General features: G+C 57.2%; 24 protein-coding genes. 19 read left to right on the forward strand and 5 right to left on the reverse strand.

Translation table 11 applies throughout. From position 1 onward, the window contains the following. From cysJ to cysH, 3 genes are all read left to right on the forward strand, one after another. Positions 1-1806 (forward strand): NADPH-dependent assimilatory sulfite reductase flavoprotein subunit, encoded by a 1806-nt coding sequence (cysJ, locus tag C3451_RS12225; protein ID WP_045620855.1) that lies wholly within the window; start codon positions 1-3, stop codon positions 1804-1806. Continuing rightward, positions 1806-3518 (forward strand): assimilatory sulfite reductase (NADPH) hemoprotein subunit, encoded by a 1713-nt coding sequence (cysI, locus tag C3451_RS12230; protein WP_023298486.1) that lies wholly within the window; start codon positions 1806-1808, stop codon positions 3516-3518. Before cysJ ends, cysI begins: the two co-directional genes overlap by 1 nt. A gap of 99 nt (positions 3519-3617) precedes the next feature. Beyond that, positions 3618-4352 (forward strand): phosphoadenosine phosphosulfate reductase, encoded by a 735-nt coding sequence (cysH, locus tag C3451_RS12240; protein ID WP_023298485.1) that lies wholly within the window; start codon positions 3618-3620, stop codon positions 4350-4352. Positions 4353-4445: 93 nt separating this feature from the next. Here the strand turns inward: cysH and C3451_RS12245 are convergent, their stop codons facing one another. Then, complete coding sequence (locus C3451_RS12245; RefSeq protein ID WP_023298484.1) at positions 4446-5489, reverse strand: aminopeptidase; 1044 nt, start codon at positions 5487-5489, stop codon at positions 4446-4448. A 237-nt stretch (positions 5490-5726) separates the two neighbouring features. Between C3451_RS12245 and cysG the strand changes: the two genes are divergently transcribed. The 11 genes from cysG (at position 5727) to C3451_RS12300 (ending at position 14435) form a co-directional block, all read left to right on the forward strand. Next, positions 5727-7085, forward strand: a complete 1359-nt coding sequence (gene cysG, locus C3451_RS12250; RefSeq protein ID WP_023306832.1) for a siroheme synthase CysG — start codon at positions 5727-5729, stop codon at positions 7083-7085. A 9-nt stretch (positions 7086-7094) separates the two neighbouring features. Continuing rightward, complete coding sequence (cysD, locus tag C3451_RS12255) at positions 7095-8003, forward strand: sulfate adenylyltransferase subunit CysD (RefSeq protein ID WP_006811770.1); 909 nt, start codon at positions 7095-7097, stop codon at positions 8001-8003. 9 nt (positions 8004-8012) lie between these two features. Further along, positions 8013-9437 (forward strand): sulfate adenylyltransferase subunit CysN, encoded by a 1425-nt coding sequence (gene cysN / locus C3451_RS12260; protein WP_045620856.1) that lies wholly within the window; start codon positions 8013-8015, stop codon positions 9435-9437. Then, positions 9437-10042 (forward strand): adenylyl-sulfate kinase, encoded by a 606-nt coding sequence (gene cysC, locus C3451_RS12265; protein ID WP_022649188.1) that lies wholly within the window; start codon positions 9437-9439, stop codon positions 10040-10042. The genes cysN and cysC overlap by 1 nt, the downstream gene beginning before the upstream one ends. A 58-nt stretch (positions 10043-10100) precedes the next feature. Beyond that, a complete protein-coding gene (locus tag C3451_RS12270; RefSeq protein ID WP_006811767.1) occupies positions 10101-10427 on the forward strand; it encodes a DUF3561 family protein in 327 nt (108 codons plus the stop codon). 79 nt (positions 10428-10506) lie between these two features. Continuing rightward, complete coding sequence (gene ftsB / locus C3451_RS12275) at positions 10507-10818, forward strand: cell division protein FtsB (protein ID WP_003862095.1); 312 nt, start codon at positions 10507-10509, stop codon at positions 10816-10818. A 19-nt stretch (positions 10819-10837) separates the two neighbouring features. Beyond that, a complete protein-coding gene (gene ispD, locus C3451_RS12280; RefSeq protein ID WP_023298482.1) occupies positions 10838-11548 on the forward strand; it encodes a 2-C-methyl-D-erythritol 4-phosphate cytidylyltransferase in 711 nt (236 codons plus the stop codon). Then, on the forward strand, positions 11548-12027 hold the full coding sequence (gene ispF, locus C3451_RS12285; RefSeq protein ID WP_045620857.1) for a 2-C-methyl-D-erythritol 2,4-cyclodiphosphate synthase: 480 nt from the start codon (positions 11548-11550) through the stop codon (positions 12025-12027). Before ispD ends, ispF begins: the two co-directional genes overlap by 1 nt. Beyond that, positions 12024-13073, forward strand: a complete 1050-nt coding sequence (gene truD / locus C3451_RS12290; protein ID WP_023298481.1) for a tRNA pseudouridine(13) synthase TruD — start codon at positions 12024-12026, stop codon at positions 13071-13073. Before ispF ends, truD begins: the two co-directional genes overlap by 4 nt. Beyond that, positions 13054-13815: a 5'/3'-nucleotidase SurE gene (gene surE, locus C3451_RS12295; RefSeq protein ID WP_017382816.1), complete on the forward strand. Its 762-nt coding sequence runs from the start codon at positions 13054-13056 to the stop codon at positions 13813-13815. The genes truD and surE overlap by 20 nt, the downstream gene beginning before the upstream one ends. Continuing rightward, positions 13809-14435, forward strand: coding sequence for a protein-L-isoaspartate(D-aspartate) O-methyltransferase (locus C3451_RS12300; RefSeq protein ID WP_022649184.1), 627 nt, complete (start codon positions 13809-13811; stop codon positions 14433-14435). The genes surE and C3451_RS12300 overlap by 7 nt, the downstream gene beginning before the upstream one ends. Before the next feature lie 94 nt (positions 14436-14529). Here C3451_RS12300 and C3451_RS24755 read toward each other — a convergent pair whose 3' ends face one another. Next, on the reverse strand, positions 14530-14661 hold the full coding sequence (locus tag C3451_RS24755) for a peptidase (protein ID WP_306173474.1): 132 nt from the start codon (positions 14659-14661) through the stop codon (positions 14530-14532). Between C3451_RS24755 and nlpD the strand changes: the two genes are divergently transcribed. Together nlpD and rpoS are read left to right on the forward strand one after the other, a co-directional pair. Next, positions 14603-15676: a murein hydrolase activator NlpD gene (nlpD, locus tag C3451_RS12305; protein ID WP_306307778.1), complete on the forward strand. Its 1074-nt coding sequence runs from the start codon at positions 14603-14605 to the stop codon at positions 15674-15676. The genes C3451_RS24755 and nlpD overlap by 59 nt on opposite strands. A 60-nt stretch (positions 15677-15736) precedes the next feature. Further along, complete coding sequence (rpoS, locus tag C3451_RS12310; protein ID WP_022649182.1) at positions 15737-16729, forward strand: RNA polymerase sigma factor RpoS; 993 nt, start codon at positions 15737-15739, stop codon at positions 16727-16729. Positions 16730-16779: 50 nt separating this feature from the next. On the opposite strand, the gene C3451_RS12315 is transcribed toward rpoS, so the two are convergent. Both C3451_RS12315 and C3451_RS12320 read right to left on the reverse strand, forming a co-directional pair. After that, positions 16780-17157, reverse strand: a complete 378-nt coding sequence (locus C3451_RS12315; protein WP_045620858.1) for a DUF4440 domain-containing protein — start codon at positions 17155-17157, stop codon at positions 16780-16782. Beyond that, the gene (locus C3451_RS12320) at positions 17154-18356 is read right to left on the reverse strand and encodes an MFS transporter (RefSeq protein ID WP_045620859.1); all 1203 of its coding nucleotides are present in this window, start codon (positions 18354-18356) and stop codon (positions 17154-17156) included. The genes C3451_RS12315 and C3451_RS12320 overlap by 4 nt, the downstream gene beginning before the upstream one ends. Before the next feature lie 109 nt (positions 18357-18465). Between C3451_RS12320 and C3451_RS12325 the strand changes: the two genes are divergently transcribed. Continuing rightward, positions 18466-19353 (forward strand): LysR family transcriptional regulator, encoded by an 888-nt coding sequence (locus C3451_RS12325; protein WP_023298477.1) that lies wholly within the window; start codon positions 18466-18468, stop codon positions 19351-19353. Here C3451_RS12325 and C3451_RS12330 read toward each other — a convergent pair. After that, a complete protein-coding gene (locus tag C3451_RS12330) occupies positions 19350-19757 on the reverse strand; it encodes a MarR family transcriptional regulator (protein WP_022651767.1) in 408 nt (135 codons plus the stop codon). The genes C3451_RS12325 and C3451_RS12330 overlap by 4 nt on opposite strands. Positions 19758-19929: 172 nt before the next feature. Between C3451_RS12330 and C3451_RS12335 the strand changes: the two genes are divergently transcribed. Then, positions 19930-20532, forward strand: coding sequence for a non-oxidative hydroxyarylic acid decarboxylases subunit B (locus C3451_RS12335; RefSeq protein WP_003862111.1), 603 nt, complete (start codon positions 19930-19932; stop codon positions 20530-20532). Then, on the forward strand, positions 20522-21949 hold the full coding sequence (locus tag C3451_RS12340; RefSeq protein ID WP_023298476.1) for a non-oxidative hydroxyarylic acid decarboxylases subunit C: 1428 nt from the start codon (positions 20522-20524) through the stop codon (positions 21947-21949). Before C3451_RS12335 ends, C3451_RS12340 begins: the two co-directional genes overlap by 11 nt. Positions 21950-21958 lie beyond the last annotated feature (9 nt).

Below are 21958 nucleotides of genomic sequence, written 5' to 3' on the forward strand. Positions count from 1 at the left end.
ATGACAACACAGGCCCCACCTTCAAATTTGCTTCCCCTTAACCCGGAGCAACTGGCGCGCCTCCAGGCCGCGACTTCCGATTTTTCACCCACCCAGCTTGCCTGGGTCTCCGGCTATTTCTGGGGAATGCTGAACCAGCAGCCGGGTGCTGTGGCAGGCGTACCGCCAACGGCCGTTGAAATTCCTGCCATCACGCTTATCTCCGCTTCGCAAACGGGTAATGCCCGGCGTGTGGCCGAAGCGCTGCGTGATGACCTGCTCGCCGCGAAGCTGAACGTTAACCTGGTCAACGCCGGGGATTATAAATTCAAACAGATCGCGTCAGAAAAACTGCTGGTGGTGGTGGCGTCAACGCAGGGGGAAGGTGAGCCTGCTGAAGAAGCCGTCGCGCTGCATAAGTTCCTGTTCTCGAAAAAAGCGCCAAAGCTCGAGGGCACCGCCTTTGCCGTCTTCGGCCTCGGTGATACGTCCTATGAATTTTTCTGCCAGTCCGGTAAAGATTTCGACAGCAAGCTGGCGGAGCTGGGCGCAGAGCGCCTGCTGGATCGCGTAGACGCTGACGTGGAATACCAGGCTGCCGCCGCCGAATGGCGGGCGCGCATCGTTGAGGTGCTGAAGGCCCGCGTCCCGAAAGAGACGCCAGCGCAGGCCGCCGTTACCGCAGCCGGCACCGTTAACGAAATCCACACCAGCCCTTACACGAAAGAGGCGCCACTGACGGCGAGCCTGTCGGTAAACCAGAAAATCACGGGCCGTGATTCAGAAAAAGACGTGCGCCATATCGAAATCGATCTCGGTGACTCTGGCCTGCGTTATCAGCCTGGCGATGCGCTGGGCGTCTGGTATCAGAACGATCCGGCGCTGGTGAAAGAGCTGGTCGAGCTGCTGTGGTTGAAAGGCGATGAACTGGTTACCGTGGATGGCAAAACGCTCTCGATCTCCGAGGCGCTCCAGTGGCATTTCGAACTGACGGTGAACACCGCCAACATCGTTGAAAACTACGCCACCTTAACCCGCAGCGAATCGCTCCTTCCGCTGGTCGGGGATAAGGCGAAGTTACAGCAATACGCGGCGACAACGCCGATTGTCGATATGGTGCGTTTCTCTCCGGCACAGCTGGATGCTGACGCGCTGGTCGGCCTGCTGCGTCCGCTGACCCCGCGCCTGTACTCCATCGCCTCCTCGCAGGCGGAAGTGGAAAACGAAGTCCACATCACCGTTGGCGTGGTGCGTTACGACATCGAAGGCCGCGCGCGGGCGGGCGGGGCGTCAGGCTTCCTGGCAGACCGCGTGGAAGAAGAGGGCGAAGTTCGCGTCTTTATCGAGCACAACGACAACTTCCGCCTGCCGGCGAACCCCGAAACGCCGGTGATTATGATTGGCCCGGGCACCGGTATTGCGCCATTCCGCGCTTTTATGCAGCAGCGTGCGGCAGACGACGCGCCGGGTAAAAACTGGCTGTTCTTCGGCAACCCGCACTTTACTGAAGATTTCCTCTACCAGTTTGAGTGGCAGCGCTACGTCAAAGAGGGCGTGCTGACCCGCATCGATCTGGCCTGGTCCCGCGATCAGAAAGAAAAAGTATACGTACAAGACAAACTGCGCGAACAGGGCGCAGAGCTGTGGCGCTGGATCAATGACGGCGCCCACATTTATGTCTGCGGCGACGCCAATCGCATGGCGAAAGACGTTGAGCAGGCACTGCTGGAAGTGATTGCCGAATTCGGCGGTATGGATGCCGAAACGGCGGATGAATTTTTAAGTGAGCTGCGCGTAGAGCGCCGTTATCAGCGAGATGTCTACTAATGAGCGAAAAACATCCTGGCCCACTGGTGGTCGAAGGCAAACTGACTGATGCCGAGCGCATGAAGGTAGAAAGCAACTACCTGCGCGGTACCATTGCCGAAGATTTAAATGACGGCCTGACCGGCGGTTTCAAAGGCGACAACTTCCTGCTGATCCGTTTCCACGGTATGTACCAACAGGACGACCGCGATATCCGCGCCGAGCGTGCCGAACAGAAGCTGGAGCCGCGTCACGCGATGCTGCTGCGCTGTCGTCTGCCGGGCGGGGTAATCACTACGAAACAGTGGCAGGCGATCGACAAGTTTGCCGGTGAAAACACAATCTACGGCAGCATTCGTCTGACCAACCGTCAGACCTTCCAGTTCCACGGCATTCTGAAGAAGAACGTCAAGCCGGTGCACCAGATGCTGCACTCCGTGGGTCTGGACGCGCTGGCGACTGCCAACGACATGAACCGTAACGTGCTCTGCACCTCGAACCCGTACGAATCTGAGCTGCACGCCGAAGCGTACGAGTGGGCGAAAAAAATCTCCGAACATCTGCTGCCACGTACCCGCGCCTATGCGGAGATCTGGCTCGATCAGGAGAAAGTCGCCACCACCGATGAAGAGCCGATCCTCGGTCAGACCTACCTGCCGCGTAAGTTTAAAACCACGGTGGTGATCCCGCCGCAGAACGATATCGACCTGCACGCCAACGACATGAACTTCGTGGCGATTGCCGAAAACGGCAAGCTGGTCGGCTTTAACCTGCTGGTGGGCGGCGGTTTGTCCATTGAGCACGGTAACAAGAAAACTTACGCCCGCACCGCGAGCGAGTTCGGCTTCCTGCCGCTGGAGCACACGCTGGCCGTGGCAGAGGCGGTGGTTACGACCCAGCGCGACTGGGGTAACCGTACCGATCGTAAAAACGCGAAAACCAAATATACCCTTGAGCGCGTAGGCGTCGAGACGTTCAAAGAAGAAGTGGAGCGTCGCGCGGGCATCAAGTTTGAGCCGATCCGCCCTTACGAATTCACCGGTCGCGGCGATCGCATCGGCTGGGTGAAAGGCATCGACAATAACTGGCACCTGACGCTGTTTATCGAAAACGGCCGTATTCTTGATTATCCGGGCCGTCCGCTGAAAACCGGCCTGCTGGAAATCGCAAAGATCCACAAAGGCGAGTTCCGTATTACCGCCAACCAGAATCTGATCGTCGCCAGCGTGCCGGAAAGCGATAAGGCGAGAATTGAAGAGCTGGCCCGCGAGCACGGGTTGATGAATGCGGTGAGTGCGCAGCGTGAAAACTCAATGGCCTGCGTGTCGTTCCCGACCTGTCCGCTGGCGATGGCCGAAGCCGAGCGATTCCTGCCGTCCTTCACTGATAAAGTGGAGGCGATTCTGGAAAAACACGGTATTCCGGACGAGCATATTGTTATGCGCGTGACGGGCTGTCCGAACGGCTGCGGCCGCGCGATGCTGGCCGAAATCGGTCTGGTAGGGAAAGCGCCGGGTCGCTATAACCTGCACCTGGGCGGTAACCGTATCGGGACACGTATTCCGCGTATGTTCCGCGAGAACATCACCGAGCCGGAAATTCTCGATTCCCTCGACGTGCTTATCGGACGCTGGGCGAAAGAGCGCGAAGCGGGTGAAGGCTTCGGCGACTTTACGGTACGTGCGGGTATCATTCGCCCGGTGCTCGATCCCGCAAGGGATTTCTGGGAATAATCCATCCTTTGCCCGGTGGCGCTTCGCTTACCGGGCCTACGGGTTTTGTAGGCCGGGCAAACGCAGTGCCGCCCGGCGAAACAGGCAAACGAGGTTCTTATGTCCGTACTCGATCTAAACGCCCTTAATGACCTGCCAAAAGTTGAACGCATTCTGGCCCTGGCAGAAACTAACGCCCAACTGGAAAAGCTCGACGCCGAAGGGCGCGTGGCGTGGGCGCTGGAAAACCTGCCGGGAGACTATGTGCTTTCGTCGAGCTTTGGCATTCAGGCGGCGGTCAGTCTGCATCTGGTGAATCAGATCCGTCCGGACATTCCGGTGATCCTCACCGATACCGGCTATCTGTTCCCGGAGACCTATCAGTTTATCGACGAGCTGACGGACAAGCTCAAGCTGAACCTGAAGGTTTATCGCGCAACCGAAAGCGCGGCCTGGCAGGAGGCGCGTTACGGCAAGCTGTGGGAGCAGGGCGTTGAGGGCATCGAGAAATACAATGAGATCAACAAGGTCGAGCCGATGAACCGCGCGCTGAAAGATCTTCATGCGCAGACGTGGTTTGCTGGGCTCCGCCGCGAGCAGTCCGGGAGCCGGGCAACGCTGCCGGTGCTGGCGGTGCAGCGTGGCGTGTTCAAAGTGCTGCCGATCATTGACTGGGATAACCGCACGGTGTACCAGTATCTGCAAAAGCACGGGCTGAAGTACCATCCGCTGTGGGATCAGGGCTACCTGTCGGTAGGCGACACCCATACCACGCGTAAATGGGAACCGGGAATGGCGGAAGAAGAGACGCGATTCTTTGGGCTGAAGCGCGAGTGCGGGCTGCACGAAGGGTAATGTTTTTTCGCCCGGCGGCGGCTACGCCTTACCGGGCCTACGTTTCGTGCCGTTGTAGGCCCGGTAAGCGCAGCGCAACCGGGCTTAATTGCATCAGGCTTTCCCCGCTTTCGCCAGCTCCTTCACCAGCGGCAGCATCACTTTCACGACATCCCGGCTGCGGTGCTCAATCCGCTGCGGCAGCGTTTTATCAATGTGCTGCTGATTATCCAGCCGCACGTCATGCCAGCTGGTCCCGTTTGGGAACGCCTTCGATTTAGCGCGCTGCTGATAGCCATCTTTTTTGCCCAGCGCCCAGTTAGTTGCCTCGACGTACAGCACCGGAATGCCCGCCTTATCAAACACTTCACCGTCATTACAGCAGCCCGTGCCTTTGGGATAATCGGGGTTACCGCCCGGATTTGTCGCGGCATAGACGCCATGCGTGCGGGCAAGCGCCAGCGCGCGGTCGCGGGTGAGTTTACGTACGCTGCTCGGCGTGCTCTGTCCGCTATTAAAATAGAGCTTATCTCCCACGATCAGATTATCGAGGTTAATCACCAGCAACGTATTTTTCTTCTCCTCAGCGGTCATGCGCTTAAGGAGATTCTCAGCGCCGAGTTTTCCTTCTTCTTCACCGCTGGTCGCAACAAAGCGAATGCTGTATTTCGTCGGAATATTCTTCAGGCGTTCGGCCAGCTCAAGCATGACGCCCAGCCCCGCCGCATTGTCATCCAGTCCCTGAAGCGTCAGCCCGCCGAGGTTATTATCGACATCAGCGTCGCTCATCGGCGTGTAGGTATCAAGGTGCGCCATAATAATAATCTGCTCAGCCGCCTTTCCTTCGTGCGCCGCAATGACCGTGCTGCCGGTTACGTTATGCCAGTTCTGCGTTTTATTGCGTGAGGTATAGATGTAGCGGCTGTGGAAAGCGCGAATGTCGCTCTCATAGCCCATATCCGCAAACTGCTGACGAATATAGTCTGCCGAGAGCATTTCGGCTGGGGTTCCGGTCATGCGGCCCGGAAAGACCGTCGCAATATGCCGCGCCTGCATACTGGCTATTTCACCGTAAGATTGATTTTTTGCCTGAGCCGGAAGGATAAAGCAAACGCCGAGCGCCAGGGCAACGAATCGGTGGCGCATTGCGGAAAACATAGTGAGTCCTTAAAAACAGAGCAAAATTTTAACCCGCATAGTATGAAACTGTGATCGGGTAGACACAATTTGAATTGCGCTTAAATGCCCGAAATTTCGCGTGTTAAGCACTTTTTGATATTTGCTTTTCCACGGCGTTATTCCATTGAGTAACTACTCATTCCAATTCGTAATTTCATTCGATCTAAGCCGCCCCCTATAGTCCCTTTATTCCTGGTTGTTAGTGAGTTGTTGCCTGTGGACTATCTCCCCCTTTTTGCCGCCTTGAAAGACCGACCGGTACTGGTTGTCGGGACGGGTGAAATTGCCGATCGCAAAATCGCGTTCCTGCAACGCGCCGGGGCGCAGGTGCAGGTCGTTGCAGAGGCGGATTTTGAAGAGTCTCAGATCGACAGCGTGGTGCTGGTGATTGCGGCAACCGAAGATCGGGCGCTCAACCGCCGAATCTCCGACGCAGCTCAGGACCGTCACCGTCTGGTGAACGTGGTAGACGACCAGCCGCTGTGCTCGTTTATCTTCCCGTCGATTGTTGACCGCTCGCCGCTGCTGGTGGCGATCTCCTCCGGCGGCACCGCGCCAGTGCTGGCGCGCGTACTGCGGGAAAAAATCGAAGCGCTGCTGCCGACCAGCCTCGGGCGCATGGCGGAGAAGGCCAGCTACTGGCGCAACCACCTTAAAACGCGTCTGACCAGCGTGACGGAACGCCGTCGCTTCTGGGAGCGTGTGTTTCGCGGCCGCTTTGCCAGCCTGATGCATGCCGGTAACGAGACGGCGGCGCAACAAATACTCGAAGACGAACTGGATAACCCCGGCAGTACGGGCGGGGAGATCATTCTGGTGGGCGCCGGGCCGGGCGATGCCGGGCTGCTCACGCTGCGTGGCCTCCAGGTTCTTCAGGATGCGGATGTCGTGTTCTACGACCACCTGGTCACCGACGGTATTCGCGAGCTGATCCGCCGTGACGCGGAGCAAATCTGCGTTGGTAAACGTGCCGGCGAGCACTCCGTACCGCAGCACGACACCAATCAAATGCTGATTGCCGCCGCGAAAGCGGGCAAGACCGTGGTGCGCCTGAAAGGGGGCGACCCGTTTATCTTCGGCCGTGGTGGCGAGGAGTTGCAGGCGGCAGCCGAAGCGGGCGTCCCGTTCCAGGTGGTCCCCGGCATTACGGCGGCGTCTGCCGTCACGGCCTACGCCGGTATTCCGCTGACCCATCGCGATTACGCCCAGAGCGTGACCTTTGTGACCGGGCATTATAAAGCCGACAGCACGCCGTTTGACTGGTCGCATCTCGCCCAGAGCCGACAAACGCTGGCGATTTATATGGGCACGATGAAAGCGGCAGACATCAGCGAACAGCTTATTCAGCACGGTCGCGATGCGACGACGCCGGTAGCAGTGATCTCCCGCGGGACACGCGTCGATCAGCATGTCGCCATCGGCACTTTACAAGACCTTGCAACCCTGGCGAAAGACGCCCCGATGCCCGCCCTGATCGTGGTGGGAGAAGTGGTGCAGTTGCACAGCTCGCTCGCCTGGTTCCAACACACAACCGACACAGAAGGCTTCGGCGCTTCTGTTGTAAATTTGGCTTAAGGAACGGTTATGGACCAAAAACGACTTACTCACCTGCGGCAGCTCGAAGCGGAAAGTATCCACATTATCCGCGAAGTGGCCGCCGAGTTCTCTAACCCGGTGATGATGTACTCCATCGGTAAAGATTCCAGCGTCATGCTGCACCTGGCGCGTAAAGCGTTTTATCCGGGGACGCTGCCGTTCCCGCTGCTGCATGTGGATACCGGCTGGAAATTCCGCGAGATGTACGAGTTTCGTGACCGTACCGCCAAAGCCTACGGCTGCGAGCTGCTGGTGCACAAAAACCCGGAAGGGGTGGCGATGGGCATCAACCCGTTCGTGCACGGCAGCGCCAAGCATACCGATATCATGAAAACCGAAGGGCTGAAGCAGGCGCTGAATAAATACGGTTTTGATGCGGCCTTCGGCGGCGCGCGCCGTGACGAAGAGAAATCCCGCGCCAAAGAGCGTATCTACTCTTTCCGCGACCGCTTCCACCGCTGGGACCCGAAAAACCAGCGTCCGGAGCTGTGGCACAACTACAACGGCCAGATCAACAAGGGCGAAAGCATTCGCGTCTTCCCGCTCTCCAACTGGACCGAGCTGGATATCTGGCAGTACATCTATCTGGAAAATATTGAGATCGTTCCGCTGTATCTGGCAGCAGAGCGCCCGGTCCTGGAGCGCGACGGCATGCTGATGATGATCGACGACGATCGCATTGATTTACAGCCGGGTGAAGTGATCAAAAAACAGATGGTCCGTTTCCGTACTCTCGGCTGCTGGCCGTTGACCGGCGCGGTGGAATCCAGTGCGCAGACGCTGCCGGAGATCATCGAGGAGATGCTGGTGTCGACCACCAGTGAGCGACAGGGCCGCGTGATTGACCGCGACCAGGCAGGCTCCATGGAGCTGAAGAAACGTCAGGGTTATTTCTAAGGAGCCGCCATGAATACGACTATTGCCCAACAAATTGCCGATGAAGGCGGCGTAGAAGCTTATCTGCACGCCCAACAGTACAAAAGTCTGTTGCGTTTCCTGACCTGCGGCAGCGTTGATGACGGGAAAAGTACCCTGATTGGTCGTCTGCTGCACGACACGCGACAAATTTACGAAGATCAGCTCTCTTCCCTGCACAATGACAGTAAACGCCACGGCACCCAGGGCGAAAAACTCGACCTGGCGCTGCTGGTGGACGGCTTGCAGGCGGAGCGCGAGCAGGGCATTACCATTGATGTCGCCTATCGCTACTTCTCTACCGAAAAGCGCAAATTTATTATCGCCGACACCCCGGGGCATGAGCAGTACACCCGTAACATGGCGACCGGCGCGTCCACCTGTGACCTGGCGATCCTGCTGATGGACGCCCGTAAAGGCGTGCTGGATCAGACGCGTCGTCACAGCTTTATCTCTACGCTGCTGGGGATCAAACACCTGGTGGTGGCGGTGAACAAAATGGATCTGGTGGACTACAGCGAAGCGCGATTCGACGAGATCCGCCAGAGCTACCTGACCTTTGCTGAACAGCTGCCGGGCAACCTCGATATTCGCTTTGTGCCGCTGTCGGCGCTGGAAGGGGATAACGTCGCCTCTCAGAGCGCGAACATGCCGTGGTACAGCGGCCCGACGCTGCTGGAGGTGCTGGAAACCGTTGAAATTCAGCGCGTGGTTGAGACCCAGCCGATGCGCTTCCCGGTGCAGTACGTAAACCGTCCGAACCTCGATTTCCGCGGCTTCTCCGGCACCCTTGCGTCCGGCTCGGTCAACGTGGGCCAGCGCGTGAAGGTGCTGCCGTCCGGCGTGGAATCGACCATTGCCCGTATCGTCACCTTTGATGGCGATCTGGACGAAGCAGGGGCAGGTGAAGCAGTAACCCTGGTGTTAAAAGACGAGATTGACATCAGCCGCGGCGATCTGCTGGTCGACGCGCAGGAAACGCTGGCGGCGGTGCAGGGCGCATCCGTGGACGTGGTGTGGATGGCGGAACAGCCCCTGACCGCAGGCCAGAGCTATGACATTAAAATTGCCGGCAAGAAAATCCGCGCCCGCGTGGACGGCATTCAGTTCCAGGTGGACATCAACAACCTGACCCACCGTGACGTGAGCGAGCTACCGCTGAACGGTATCGGTTTGGTGGATCTGACCTTCGACGAGCCGCTGGTGCTGGATCCGTATCAGCAGAATCCGGTGACGGGCGGGCTGATCTTTATCGACCGCCTGACCAACGTCACCGTCGGCGCCGGGATGGTCCGTGAGCCAAACGCGCAGGCTACCGTGGCCTCTGAGTTCAGCGCGTTTGAACTTGAGCTGAATGCGCTGGTGCGTAAACACTTCCCGCACTGGGGCGCACGCGATTTGCTGGGAGGCAAGTAATGGCTGCCCATGATGAGAACGTCGTCTGGCATCCTCATCCGGTCACCGTCGCCCAGCGCGAACAGCTCCACGGTCACCGTGGGGTTGTGCTGTGGTTTACCGGGCTGTCTGGCTCCGGTAAATCCACGGTGGCAGGCGCGCTGGAAGAGGCGCTGCATCAGCAGGGAGTGAGCACCTACCTGCTGGACGGCGACAACGTGCGTCACGGCCTGTGTAGCGATTTAGGGTTCAGCGATGAAGACCGTAAAGAGAACATTCGCCGGGTGGGAGAAGTCGCCAGCCTGATGGCGGATGCCGGGCTGGTGGTGCTGACGGCGTTTATCTCACCGCACCGCGCCGAACGTCAGATGGTGCGTGAGCGCGTGGGCCGGAATCGCTTCATTGAAGTGTTTGTGGATACGCCGCTGGCAATCTGCGAAGCGCGCGATCCGAAAGGGCTGTATAAAAAAGCCCGCGCGGGAGAGCTGCGAAACTTCACCGGTATTGACTCGGTTTACGAAGCGCCTGAATCCCCTGAGATTCATCTGGAAGGTCAACAATTGGTAACAAATTTAGTAAGCCAATTATTAGACCTGCTCAGACGGGACGATATTATCAGATCCTGAGACGGTATCGTTCGGGAGCTGTCTTCCCGAGCGATGAGTCACGGTCACAGGATTAGCTATGCGCAACAGTGAAAACTACATGATTACCACCGGGTCGGAACCGTTAACGACCGACGACGAGACGACCTGGTCCTTCCCTGGGGCGATTGTCGGCTTTGTGTCGTGGCTACTGGCGCTGGGTATCCCGTTTTTGATCTACGGTGGAAACACCCTCTTTTTCTTCCTCTATACCTGGCCTTTCTTCCTGGCGCTGATGCCCGTTGCGGTTGTGGTGGGCGTGGCGCTGCACTCCCTTTTCAACGGCAAGCTCCTGTATAGTACGCTCATCACTATCGCCACCGTTGTGGTCATCTTTGGCCTGCTGTTTTTATGGCTGATGGGCTAACTTACGGCATAATTAAAACCCCGCAGTAGAGTCCAGCGGAAAGTTATGGGATGATGATGCCGTTTTTTCAGGGGGCAGGATGGGTAAACTAACGCTGCTGTTGCTGGCTTTGCTGGTCTGGCTGCAATATTCGCTGTGGTTCGGCAAAAACGGACTGCACGACTACAGCCGGGTGAGCGATGACGTCGCGGCACAGCAGGCGACAAACGCCAAACTTAAAGCGCGTAACGATCAACTTTTTGCTGAAATTGATGACCTCAATGGCGGCCAGGAGGCGATTGAGGAGCGCGCACGCAATGAACTTAGTATGACTAAGCCGGGCGAAACGTTTTATCGCCTGGTTCCGGATGCGTCTAAACGCAATCAGGGCTCCGCACAAAACAATCGATAATCAGGCCCAGGATTACGACATGGCAGCAACTTTTTCGGACGTCTGTGCCGTGGTGCCGGCCGCAGGTTTTGGCCGGCGTATGCAGACAGAATGTCCTAAGCAGTATCTCTCAATTGGCGATAAAACGATCCTCGAGCACGCCGTGGCGGCGCTGCTGGCGCATGCCCGGGTGAAACGCGTTGTTATTGCCATCAGCCCCGGCGATGCACGTTTTGCGCAGCTCCCGCTGGCGAATCATCCTCAGATTACCGTCGTTGACGGCGGCGCAGAGCGGGCTGACTCCGTTCTGGCGGGCATTCAGGCTGCCGGGAACGCGCAGTGGGTGCTGGTGCACGATGCCGCGCGTCCCTGTCTGCATCACGACGATCTGTCGCGTCTGCTGGCCCTGAGTGAAACCAGTACAGTGGGCGGCATTCTGGCCGCCCCGGTGCGTGACACCATGAAGCGTGCCGAACCGGGTAAACCAGCGATTGCCCACACCGTCGAGCGCGTCGATCTATGGCACGCGCTGACGCCACAATTTTTTCCCCGCGAATTACTCCACGACTGCTTAACGCGAGCGCTTAAAGAAGGTGCGACCATTACGGACGAAGCCTCGGCGCTGGAGTATTGCGGTTTCCACCCCACGCTTGTTGAAGGGCGCGCTGATAATATAAAAGTGACGCGCCCGGAAGACTTACAGCTCGCGGAATTTTATCTTACCCGTACGACCCCTCAGGAGAAGGCATAATGCGTATTGGACACGGTTTTGATGTACACGCCTTTGGTGGCGTTGGCCCAATTATCATTGGCGGCGTGCGCATTCCTTACGAAAAAGGTCTGCTGGCGCATTCTGATGGAGACGTGGCGCTGCATGCGCTGACCGACGCGCTGCTGGGTGCCGCCGCGCTGGGCGACATTGGCAAACTGTTCCCGGACACCGATCCTGCTTTTAAAGGCGCAGACAGCCGCGAACTGCTGCGCGAAGCCTGGCGTCGTATTCAGGCCAAAGGCTACACCCTCGGCAACGTTGATGTGACGATCATTGCTCAGGCACCAAAGATGCTGCCGCACATCCCTCAGATGCGCGTGTTTATCGCTGAAGATCTGGGCTGCCATATGGACGTCGTCAACGTCAAAGCGACCACCACGGAGAAGCTGGGCTTTACCGGTCGTGGCGAAGGCATTGCCTGTGAAGCCGTGGCGCTGCTGGTGAAGGCGGCCAAATGACGGATTTCGACAATCTGACGTATCTGCACGGTAAACCGCAGGGCAAGGGTCTGCTGAAAGCCAACCCTGAAGATTTCGTGGTAGTGGAAGATCTGGGTTTTGAGCCGGACGGCGAAGGCGAGCACATCCTGGTGCGCATTCTGAAAAACGGCTGCAATACCCGCTTCGTGGCGGACGCGCTGGCAAAATTCCTCAATATTCACGCCCGCGAAGTGAGCTTTGCCGGTCAAAAAGATAAACATGCCGTGACCGAACAGTGGCTTTGCGCCCGCGTGCCCGGCAATGCCATGCCCGATTTAAGCAAATTTGAGCTTGAGGGCTGTAAGGTACTGGAGTACGCCCGCCATAAACGCAAATTGCGTCTGGGCGCACTGAAAGGTAATGCCTTTACCCTGGTGTTGCGCGAAGTGACCGAACGCGAGGACGTTGAAAAACGCCTGAAGGCCATTAACGAACGCGGCGTACCAAACTATTTCGGCGCTCAGCGCTTTGGTATCGGTGGCAGCAACCTGCTGGGCGCGCTGCGCTGGGCGCAAAGCGGTGCACCGGTGCGCGATCGTAATAAACGCAGTTTTTGGTTGTCGGCGGCCCGCAGTGCGTTGTTTAATCAGATTGTGAGCGAACGGCTGAAAAAACCGGACGCGAATCAAGTTGTTGTCGGCGATGCGCTACAATTAGCGGGACGCGGAAGCTGGTTTGTGGCAACGGCCGAAGAGATGGCCGATGTCCAGTCGCGCGTGGACGCTAAAACGCTGATGATTACCGCCGCCTTGCCGGGTTCAGGCGACTGGGGAACCCAGGGCGAGGCGCTGGCCGCTGAGCAGTCAGCGGTGGCGGATGCGCCAGAATTACAATCGTTGCTGGTGCGGGAAAAGGTCGAGGCGGCACGTCGTGCGATGCTCCTCTACCCGCAACAGCTGAGCTGGAACTGGTGGGATGACGTAACCGTCGAGTTACGCTTCTGGCTGCCGGCAGGTAGCTTTGCCACCAGTGTTGTCAGGGAACTTATCAACACGTCGGGTGATTATGCGAATATTGCTGAGTAACGATGACGGGATCCATGCGCCAGGTATTCAGACGCTGGCGAAACACCTCCGCGAATTTGCGGATGTGCAGGTCGTGGCTCCCGATCGTAACCGCAGTGGCGCGTCTAACTCATTGACGCTGGAGTCTTCACTTCGCACCTTTACCTTTGAGAATGGCGATATTGCCGTCCAGATGGGGACGCCGACCGACTGCGTGTTTCTGGGCGTGAACGCGCTGATGCGCCCGCGGCCGGATGTTGTGGTCTCCGGCATCAATGCCGGGCCAAATCTTGGCGATGATGTGATTTACTCCGGCACCGTGGCTGCGGCGATGGAAGGGCGTCACCTGGGGTTTCCGGCGCTGGCGGTCTCGTTAAACGGTCACACCCACTATGACACAGCCGCCGCGGTGACCTGCTCCATTCTCCGTGCGCTTGGCCGCGAGCCGCTGCGTACCGGACGTATCCTCAATATTAACGTGCCGGACCTCCCGCTGGACGAGATCAAAGGGATCCGCGTGACGCGCTGTGGCAGTCGCCATCCTGCCGATCAGGTTATTCCCCAGCAGGATCCGCGCGGCAATACCCTGTACTGGATCGGCCCGCCGGGAGATAAATGCGATGCCGGGCCAGACACCGACTTCGCTGCGGTGGATGAAGGGTACGTTTCCGTTACGCCGTTGCACGTAGATTTAACCGCTTATAGCGCGCATGATGTGGTGTCGGACTGGTTAGATCGGGTCGGAGTGAACGCGCAATGGTAAGTAAACGTGTACAAACTCTTCTGGAACAATTACGCGCACAGGGGATCGCCAACGAGCAGGTGCTGAACGCGCTTGCCCAGGTTCCCCGTGAGAAGTTTGTAGATGAGGCGTTTGAACACAAAGCGTGGGAAAACGTGGCGCTGCCCATTGGGCAAGGCCAGACGATTTCGCAGCCCTACATGGTGGCGCGTATGACGGAGCTTCTGGAGCTAACGCCAGAGTCCCGGGTGCTGGAAATTGGCACCGGTTCAGGGTATCAAACCGCGATCCTGGCTCACCTTGTGCACCATGTCTGTTCGGTGGAACGGATTAAAGGGTTGCAGTGGCAGGCGCGCCGTCGCCTGAAACAGCTTGATTTACATAATGTATCGACACGCCACGGCGATGGATGGCAGGGTTGGCAGGCTCGCGCCCCGTTTGACGCCATCATTGTCACGGCAGCGCCACCTGAAATCCCCACTGCGCTTCTTTCGCAGCTGGACGAGGGTGGCATTCTTGTATTGCCCGTCGGCGATGAGCAGCAGCTTTTGAAGCGCGTTCGTCGACGCGGCGGCGAGTTTATTATCGATACCGTGGAAGCCGTGCGCTTTGTGCCCCTGGTTAAGGGCGAACTGGCCTGAGACTCGGATTTTTCCAGGGTTATTAAGGCAAATTCAGCGTATGGTGTGGCGCGATAGATTCGTGCCATCACGGTTATTTTTAAGTCACTGGTAGTTAACACATTCCTGGGGGATAAATGAGCGCGGGAAGCCCAAAATTCACCATCAGCCGTGTTGCGGCATTATCACTGGTTTCGCTCTGGCTGGCAGGCTGTACAAGTTCAAATAACGCGCCTGCGCCCGTCAGTTCCGTTAATGGAACCAGCGGCTCGGGTAACACGTCCAGCGGAATGTTGATCACCCCTCCGCCTAAAATGGGCACCTCAACGGCGCAGCAAACTCCGCAGATCCAGCCGGTTCAACGTCCAGTTACGCAGCCTACGCAGATTCAGGCAGTGGAACAGCCTGTTCAGACTGAAAATGGCCGCATAGTGTATAACCGTAAGTATGGGAACATTCCGAAAGGTAGCTATACCGGCGGCAGCACCTATACCGTGAAGCGCGGCGATACGCTGTTCTATATTGCCTGGATCACCGGGAACGATTTCCGCGATCTTGCACAGCGAAACAACGTCCAGGCCCCGTATGCTCTGGAAGTCGGGCAAACGCTTCAGGTTGGCAACGCGACGGGGACACCGCTTACGCCAGGCAACACCGTTTCAGCGGCCGACGTAACTGCGCAAAATAACAGCGTTACTCCTGCACAAAAAACCACCACGGTGGTTGCTTCACAACCTGTAATTACGTATTCTGAGGATTCAGGTGATCAGAGTGCTAACAAAATGTTGCCGAATAATAAAGGTACTGCGACTGTTGTCACAGCACCGACTACGGCACCTGTGGTTAGCTCTACTGTACCGACTGCAAGCAGTCAGAATGCCAGCTCGTCAATCACCACCTGGCGCTGGCCAACTGACGGCAAGATTATCGAGAACTTCGCTACCTCTGAGGGGGGCAACAAAGGGATCGATATCGCAGGCAGTAAAGGACAGGCAATCATCGCGACCGCAGACGGACGCGTTGTCTATGCCGGTAACGCACTGCGCGGTTACGGTAATCTTATTATCATCAAACATAACGATGATTACCTGAGTGCCTACGCCCATAACGACACTATGCTGGTCCGGGAACAACAAGAAGTTAAGGCGGGGCAAAAAATCGCTACCATGGGTAGCACCGGAACCAGTTCTACACGCTTGCATTTTGAAATTCGTTACAAGGGGAAATCCGTAAACCCGCTGCAATATTTACCGCAGCGATAAATTGACGGGGCATGCCAGCCAGGGTGTCTCGTCCAGGGATCACGGGTAGGAGCCACCTTTATGAGTCAGAATACGCTGAAAGTTCATGATTTAAATGAAGACGCGGAATTTGATGAGAACGGATCAGAGGCTTTTGACGAAAAAGCCTTAGTAGAAGAGGAACCCAGTGATAACGATTTGGCTGAAGAAGAGCTGTTATCGCAGGGTGCCACACAGCGTGTGCTGGACGCGACTCAGCTTTACCTTGGGGAGATTGGTTACTCCCCACTGCTAACGGCCGAAGAAGAAGTCTATTTCGCACGTCGTGCTTTGCGTGGTGATGTTGCCTCGCGTCGTCGCATGATCGAAAGTAACCTGCGACTGGTCGTGAAAATTGCCCGCCGTTACGGCAATCGTGGTCTGGCTCTGCTGGATCTGATTGAAGAGGGCAACTTAGGTCTCATCCGCGCAGTTGAGAAGTTTGACCCAGAACGCGGGTTCCGTTTCTCAACCTACGCGACCTGGTGGATTCGTCAGACCATCGAACGGGCTATTATGAACCAGACCCGTACGATTCGACTGCCGATCCACATCGTCAAAGAGTTGAATGTTTATCTGCGTACCGCGCGCGAGTTGTCCCATAAACTGGACCACGAGCCAAGTGCGGAAGAGATTGCAGAGCAACTCGACAAACCGGTTGATGACGTAAGCCGTATGCTGCGTCTCAATGAGCGCATTACCTCGGTTGACACCCCGCTGGGTGGTGACTCCGAAAAAGCGCTGCTGGACATCCTGGCCGATGAAAAAGACAACGGCCCGGAAGACACCACGCAGGACGATGACATGAAACAGAGCATCGTCAAATGGCTGTTCGAACTGAACGCCAAACAGCGTGAAGTGCTGGCACGTCGTTTCGGTTTACTGGGGTATGAAGCTGCGACACTGGAAGATGTCGGCCGTGAGATTGGCCTGACCCGTGAACGTGTTCGTCAGATTCAGGTTGAAGGGCTACGCCGCCTGCGTGAAATCCTGCAAGGGCAAGGTCTGAATATCGAAGCGCTGTTCCGCGAGTAAGCAACCATTCGTCAGAAAAGGCCCGTCGTGAGACGGGCCTTTTTTATGCCTTACGATTGCGCCGTTTCGTGCAGCAAACGCCAGGTGATGTTATCCCCTTCCTGATTAAGCACCGCGGTTGACCAGCGCACGTTGACGGGCTGGCCAGGCCGGGTTTGCGTCTCCCGGTAATGGAGCACCGCGCCGTTGTCCCATGTCTGAAGCGTCGTTAGCGCATCAATGCCGATCCTGAGCCCGGGTCGGGTTCCCCGCTGCGCATATAAAAATTGGGCCAGAGCGTGATGATCTAAATGGGCGCCACTCGGTGGAACCATCAGAAAATCCGGACGGAAATGGGCGAGCAGGGCGTCCCGATCGCCTTCGCCTGCACCTAACCAGTTTTCAAGGGCGACGTGGATGTCGAGGATCTCTTGTTCGAAATGGGTCATGGTTGCTCCTGTTGCAGTTGCGCAAGTAACTGCGTGTTATTAAGACGGTAGACGTACAGTACGGGCAGCAGAGTGATAACTGCGGCAAAAATAAACATCCCGTGCCAGGCGGCCAGCGGCGTAAGATAAGCTTGCATGAAGCTCAGCGCCTGCGCCAGCAGCAGGGTACCCGCAATAAAGCTCAACTGACGATTCAGATTCCACAGCGCACTGGCATCAGGCATATCTTCCCGCCGCGTTGTCAAAAACGCGCTGCTCTGAGCCGTACTGCTGCAAAGGCTTCCCCCCGCACCCATTAACGCAAACGCAACGGCAGGTAACAGCATAGCCGGGCCGACGTTAATTAAAAGCAGAATGCCCGTTGCCTGCAAAAGGCAACCGATGACCACCAGCGGCCGCGGGCCGATACGGTTGAAATAGCGTCCTGTCGCGGTGATAGCCAAAAACGATGCCACAGACCACGGCAGCATAAGCATGCCCGTTGCGGTGGGCGTCATATTGGCCTCGCTCTGAAGGTAATACATGCCCGTTACGTTCACGCCAATAAAGATGCCGGGTACGCATACATAGATAAGCATGGATAAGCGCAACAGCGGATCCGTCAGCAAAGACAGGTTTACTATTCTGGTGGTGTTTATCGGTGACGGTTCTGTTTTAAGCCACGCGCAGGCCAAAACAAAGGTGACAATGGCGACGGGCAGGGTGGCAAAAAATATCCAGCGCCAGGTGAATGTCTGAACCAGCATGCCGCCCACAGCCGGTGAGCAGGCGGGGGCAAGCAGCGCGACCAGCATCACCGCCGAGGTGAGTCTGGCCCGCTCATGAGGCTTAAACTGTTGCCAGGTCAGCGCCTGACCAACCGGGATCAGTAAACCCCCTCCGGCGCCCTGCACGACGCGCCAGGCAATCAAACTTTCCAGCGAAGATGAGAAACCCGCCGCAACGGAGGCCGCGCTAAAGAGAAGCAGTGAGAGCAGAATAACGCGCTTCGGCCCGACGCGGCGCGTCAGAATACTGCTGAATGGGATGACTAACGTCAGCCCGGCAATGTATCCGTTACTTACCCAGGCAAGCGCGGAAGGTGTGGTATTGAATGCGTGAGCCATCGCCGGAAAGGCGACGCTGGCAATAAACATGTTTATCAAATCAAGGAAAAAGCCGAGCAGAAAGACGACGGCGATTTTGCTGCGATACGTCATGGAAGTTCCTCCGGTGAGGTGGCGTATCGTATCGGCCCGCGCGTTACGGATAAACGCGACAAAGGACGATATACTGTCAACATTATTTTGACAGTTAACCAGGCAAGCGATGCTTAATTTACAGCGTACGGCGATGTTTATCGCCGTAGCGGACACCGGCAGTTTCACCGCCGCGGCGGAGGCGATGGGGCTGACAAAAGCGGTGGTCAGCTTTCATATTCGTCAGCTTGAAGAGGAGCTGGGCGTCACCCTGTTGCTGCGAACCACCCGACGCCTGACGCTGACCGAAGCGGGGAAGCTCTTTCATCAACGAAGCGTGATGCTGTTACGGGATGCAGAGCGATTGCAGGATGATGTTCGCGCCAACCACGCCGGGCTGACGGGAGAACTGCGGATCACCACCACGCCCGAGTATGGCTCGCAGGTGGTGGTGCCTTTGCTGGCTGAGTTTAGCCAGCTGCACCCTGATCTCCGCGTGCGGCATGTCTCGTCCTCTTTGCATGCCGATCTTATCGCCGAGCGCTTCGATGTCGCTATCCGGCTCGGCACGCTTGCAGATTCGCGCTACCACGCCGCGTTGATGACCTCCTTCACCATCCTGCCCGTGGCGACGCCATGCTGGCTGGCAAACCATCCGGTTGACTCGCTGGAGCAGCTGGCGGAAGCGGACTGGATCATTCACGAGCGTTTAACGTCGCCGCTGCGCTGGCAGGTGAGAGGCGTTGATCGGCATCCTGTTTCCTTTGAGATCAGAAAAGCGCCGCGCCTGTATGCAGACAGTGCCCAGGCGTTGATGGCTTTTGCCCTCGCGGGATGTGGCGTGGCGCTGTTGCCGGAGTGGCTGGTGCGTAACGCACTGGATGCAGGGAAGCTGGTCTCGCTGTTACCGGAGTACACGTTTGCTCAGCAGGGCATCTATGCTGTTTATCCCGATGCCCGGCATGTGCCCGCGAAAGTGCGAACATTTATTGATTTTATGCGCGTCAGGGTTACTTAACCCTGCATCATCTTTTTAATGAGCGCTGAAAATTGCTCTCGTTCCGCGCCGTTAAGGCGCCCTAAAAACGCCTCATCCACCTCATTTCCAATCGGTTTACTGCTCTCAAGCAGGGCCTCACCTTCGGCCGTCAGAAAGACAAACCGGCGGCGTTTGTCCGCCGGATCGTGCTCGCGCCTGACCAGGCCGCGTGCTTCCATGCGGCTCAGCATTTCTGCCAGCGTCGCTTTGGTGCTCACCGCGACTTCAGTCAGGGCAACCTGCTCAATGCCAGGATTTTCAGCAATTGACCGCATCACCGCATATTGTGGTTTGGTCAGTTCGGGCAATGCGTGTTGCCACTGGGCGGTATGCTGTTGAAAAAGCTGACGTAGCAGGTGAAACGCTTCTTGTCTTAACTCCATGGACACTCCGACGGAAAAATACTCCCTCTATGATAGCCGCTCTCGGGCTGAATTTTAACGCGAGAGTTTTTAGCGAATAGTGTGATCGTATGCGAACGATCTTGTCAGCAGCAGGATCGAGGCGTAGTTTAGTTAATATGTTCGTATACGAACAAAATAATTGAGGTGCTGAATGAGATTGATTGTGGGAATGACTGGCGCGACGGGTGCGCCATTAGGCGTGGCGTTGTTGCAGGCGCTGCGGGAAATGCCGGAGGTGGAAACGCATCTGGTGATGTCGAAGTGGGCAAAAACCACGATTGAGCTGGAAACGCCCTTCACTGCGCATGACGTTGCTGCACTGGCGGATGTCGTCCATAGCCCGGCCGATCAGGCTGCCACCATCTCCTCCGGCTCGTTTCGCACCGACGGCATGATCGTCATTCCGTGCAGCATGAAAACGCTGGCGGGTATCCGCGCGGGCTACGCCGAAGGGCTGGTAGGGCGTGCGGCAGACGTGGTGCTGAAAGAGGGACGCAAGCTGGTGCTGGTTCCGCGTGAGACGCCGCTCAGCACCATCCATCTTGAGAACATGCTTGCCCTTTCCCGCATGGGCGTGGCGATGGTGCCGCCTATGCCTGCGTACTACAACCACCCGCAAACCGCTGATGACATAACCCAGCATATCGTGACCCGCGTTCTCGACCAGTTTGGTCTGGAGCATAAAAAAGCCCGACGCTGGGAAGGTTTGCAGGCAGCGAAACATTTTTCACAGGAGAATAAAGATGGCATTTGATGATTTGAGAAGCTTCTTGCAGGCGCTCGATGAGCAAGGGCAGCTGCTGAAAATTGAGGAAGAGGTAAACGCTGAGCCGGATTTAGCCGCCGCCGCCAACGCTACCGGACGCATTGGCGATGGTGCGCCTGCGCTGTGGTTCGATAATATTCGCGGCTTCACCGATGCCCGTGTGGTGATGAACACTATCGGCTCGTGGCAAAACCACGCTATTTCGATGGGGCTGCCAGCAAATACCCCGGTGAAAAAACAGATCGACGAGTTTATTCGTCGCTGGGACAAATTCCCCGTCTCGCCAGAGCGTCGTGCAAATCCGGCCTGGGCGCAGAACACGGTGGACGGGGAAGACATCAACCTGTTCGACATTCTGCCGCTGTTCCGCCTGAACGACGGTGACGGGGGCTTTTATCTCGATAAAGCGTGCGTTGTCTCCCGCGATCCGCTCGACCCCGATCACTTCGGCAAGCAGAACGTCGGGATTTACCGTATGGAAGTGAAGGGCAAGCGTAAGCTCGGCCTGCAACCGGTGCCGATGCATGATATCGCGCTGCATCTGCATAAGGCAGAAGAGCGCGGCGAAGATCTGCCCATTGCTATTACGTTGGGTAACGATCCGATCATTACCCTGATGGGCGCCACGCCGCTGAAATACGATCAATCCGAGTATGAGATGGCCGGTGCGCTACGCGAAAGTCCGTATCCGATTGCGACGGCTCCGCTGACCGGTTTTGATGTGCCGTGGGGGTCGGAAGTGATCCTGGAAGGGGTGATTGAAGGCCGAAAACGTGAGATTGAAGGGCCATTCGGTGAGTTTACCGGACACTACTCCGGCGGGCGCAACATGACGGTCGTGCGCATTGATAAAGTCTCTTACCGCACAAAACCCATTTTCGAATCTCTCTACCTGGGGATGCCGTGGACCGAGATTGATTATCTGATGGGGCCCGCTACCTGCGTGCCGCTCTATCAGCAGCTGAAGGCGGAATTCCCGGAAGTGCAGGCGGTAAACGCCATGTACACCCACGGCCTGCTGGCGATTATCTCCACCAAAAAACGATACGGCGGTTTTGCCCGTGCGGTCGGGCTCCGCGCCATGACCACGCCACACGGTCTGGGTTACGTGAAAATGGTGATTATGGTGGATGAGGACGTCGATCCGTTTAACCTGCCGCAGGTGATGTGGGCGCTGTCATCGAAGGTCAATCCGGCTGGCGATCTGGTGCAGCTACCGAATATGTCTGTGCTGGAGCTTGACCCCGGCTCCAGCCCGGCGGGGATCACTGACAAGCTGATCATTGATGCCACCACCCCTGTCGCTCCGGACAACCGTGGTCACTACAGCCAGCCGGTACAGGATCTCCCTGAAACCAAAGCCTGGGCCGAAAAACTGACCGCGATGCTGGCGGCACGTCAATAAGGAGGAAAA

The sequence above is a fragment of the Enterobacter sp. 301B genome, from assembly GCF_003850715.1.
Lineage (GTDB): Bacteria > Pseudomonadota > Gammaproteobacteria > Enterobacterales > Enterobacteriaceae > Enterobacter > Enterobacter intestinihominis.

What these genes read in the sequence shown, in the direction of transcription:
- cysJ (WP_045620855.1), top strand. Translation starts at nt 1, where the DNA reads ATGACAACACAGGCCCCACCTTCAAATTTGCTTCCCCTTAACCCGGAG.
- cysI (WP_023298486.1), top strand. Translation starts at nt 1,806, where the DNA reads ATGAGCGAAAAACATCCTGGCCCACTGGTGGTCGAAGGCAAACTGACT.
- cysH (WP_023298485.1), top strand. Translation starts at nt 3,618, where the DNA reads ATGTCCGTACTCGATCTAAACGCCCTTAATGACCTGCCAAAAGTTGAA.
- C3451_RS12245 (WP_023298484.1), bottom strand. Translation starts at nt 5,489, where the DNA reads ATGTTTTCCGCAATGCGCCACCGATTCGTTGCCCTGGCGCTCGGCGTT.
- cysD (WP_006811770.1), top strand. Translation starts at nt 7,095, where the DNA reads ATGGACCAAAAACGACTTACTCACCTGCGGCAGCTCGAAGCGGAAAGT.
- cysN (WP_045620856.1), top strand. Translation starts at nt 8,013, where the DNA reads ATGAATACGACTATTGCCCAACAAATTGCCGATGAAGGCGGCGTAGAA.
- cysC (WP_022649188.1), top strand. Translation starts at nt 9,437, where the DNA reads ATGGCTGCCCATGATGAGAACGTCGTCTGGCATCCTCATCCGGTCACC.
- C3451_RS12270 (WP_006811767.1), top strand. Translation starts at nt 10,101, where the DNA reads ATGCGCAACAGTGAAAACTACATGATTACCACCGGGTCGGAACCGTTA.
- ftsB (WP_003862095.1), top strand. Translation starts at nt 10,507, where the DNA reads ATGGGTAAACTAACGCTGCTGTTGCTGGCTTTGCTGGTCTGGCTGCAA.
- ispD (WP_023298482.1), top strand. Translation starts at nt 10,838, where the DNA reads ATGGCAGCAACTTTTTCGGACGTCTGTGCCGTGGTGCCGGCCGCAGGT.
- ispF (WP_045620857.1), top strand. Translation starts at nt 11,548, where the DNA reads ATGCGTATTGGACACGGTTTTGATGTACACGCCTTTGGTGGCGTTGGC.
- truD (WP_023298481.1), top strand. Translation starts at nt 12,024, where the DNA reads ATGACGGATTTCGACAATCTGACGTATCTGCACGGTAAACCGCAGGGC.
- surE (WP_017382816.1), top strand. Translation starts at nt 13,054, where the DNA reads ATGCGAATATTGCTGAGTAACGATGACGGGATCCATGCGCCAGGTATT.
- C3451_RS12300 (WP_022649184.1), top strand. Translation starts at nt 13,809, where the DNA reads ATGGTAAGTAAACGTGTACAAACTCTTCTGGAACAATTACGCGCACAG.
- rpoS (WP_022649182.1), top strand. Translation starts at nt 15,737, where the DNA reads ATGAGTCAGAATACGCTGAAAGTTCATGATTTAAATGAAGACGCGGAA.
- C3451_RS12315 (WP_045620858.1), bottom strand. Translation starts at nt 17,157, where the DNA reads ATGACCCATTTCGAACAAGAGATCCTCGACATCCACGTCGCCCTTGAA.
- C3451_RS12320 (WP_045620859.1), bottom strand. Translation starts at nt 18,356, where the DNA reads ATGACGTATCGCAGCAAAATCGCCGTCGTCTTTCTGCTCGGCTTTTTC.
- C3451_RS12325 (WP_023298477.1), top strand. Translation starts at nt 18,466, where the DNA reads ATGCTTAATTTACAGCGTACGGCGATGTTTATCGCCGTAGCGGACACC.
- C3451_RS12330 (WP_022651767.1), bottom strand. Translation starts at nt 19,757, where the DNA reads ATGGAGTTAAGACAAGAAGCGTTTCACCTGCTACGTCAGCTTTTTCAA.
- C3451_RS12335 (WP_003862111.1), top strand. Translation starts at nt 19,930, where the DNA reads ATGAGATTGATTGTGGGAATGACTGGCGCGACGGGTGCGCCATTAGGC.
- C3451_RS12340 (WP_023298476.1), top strand. Translation starts at nt 20,522, where the DNA reads ATGGCATTTGATGATTTGAGAAGCTTCTTGCAGGCGCTCGATGAGCAA.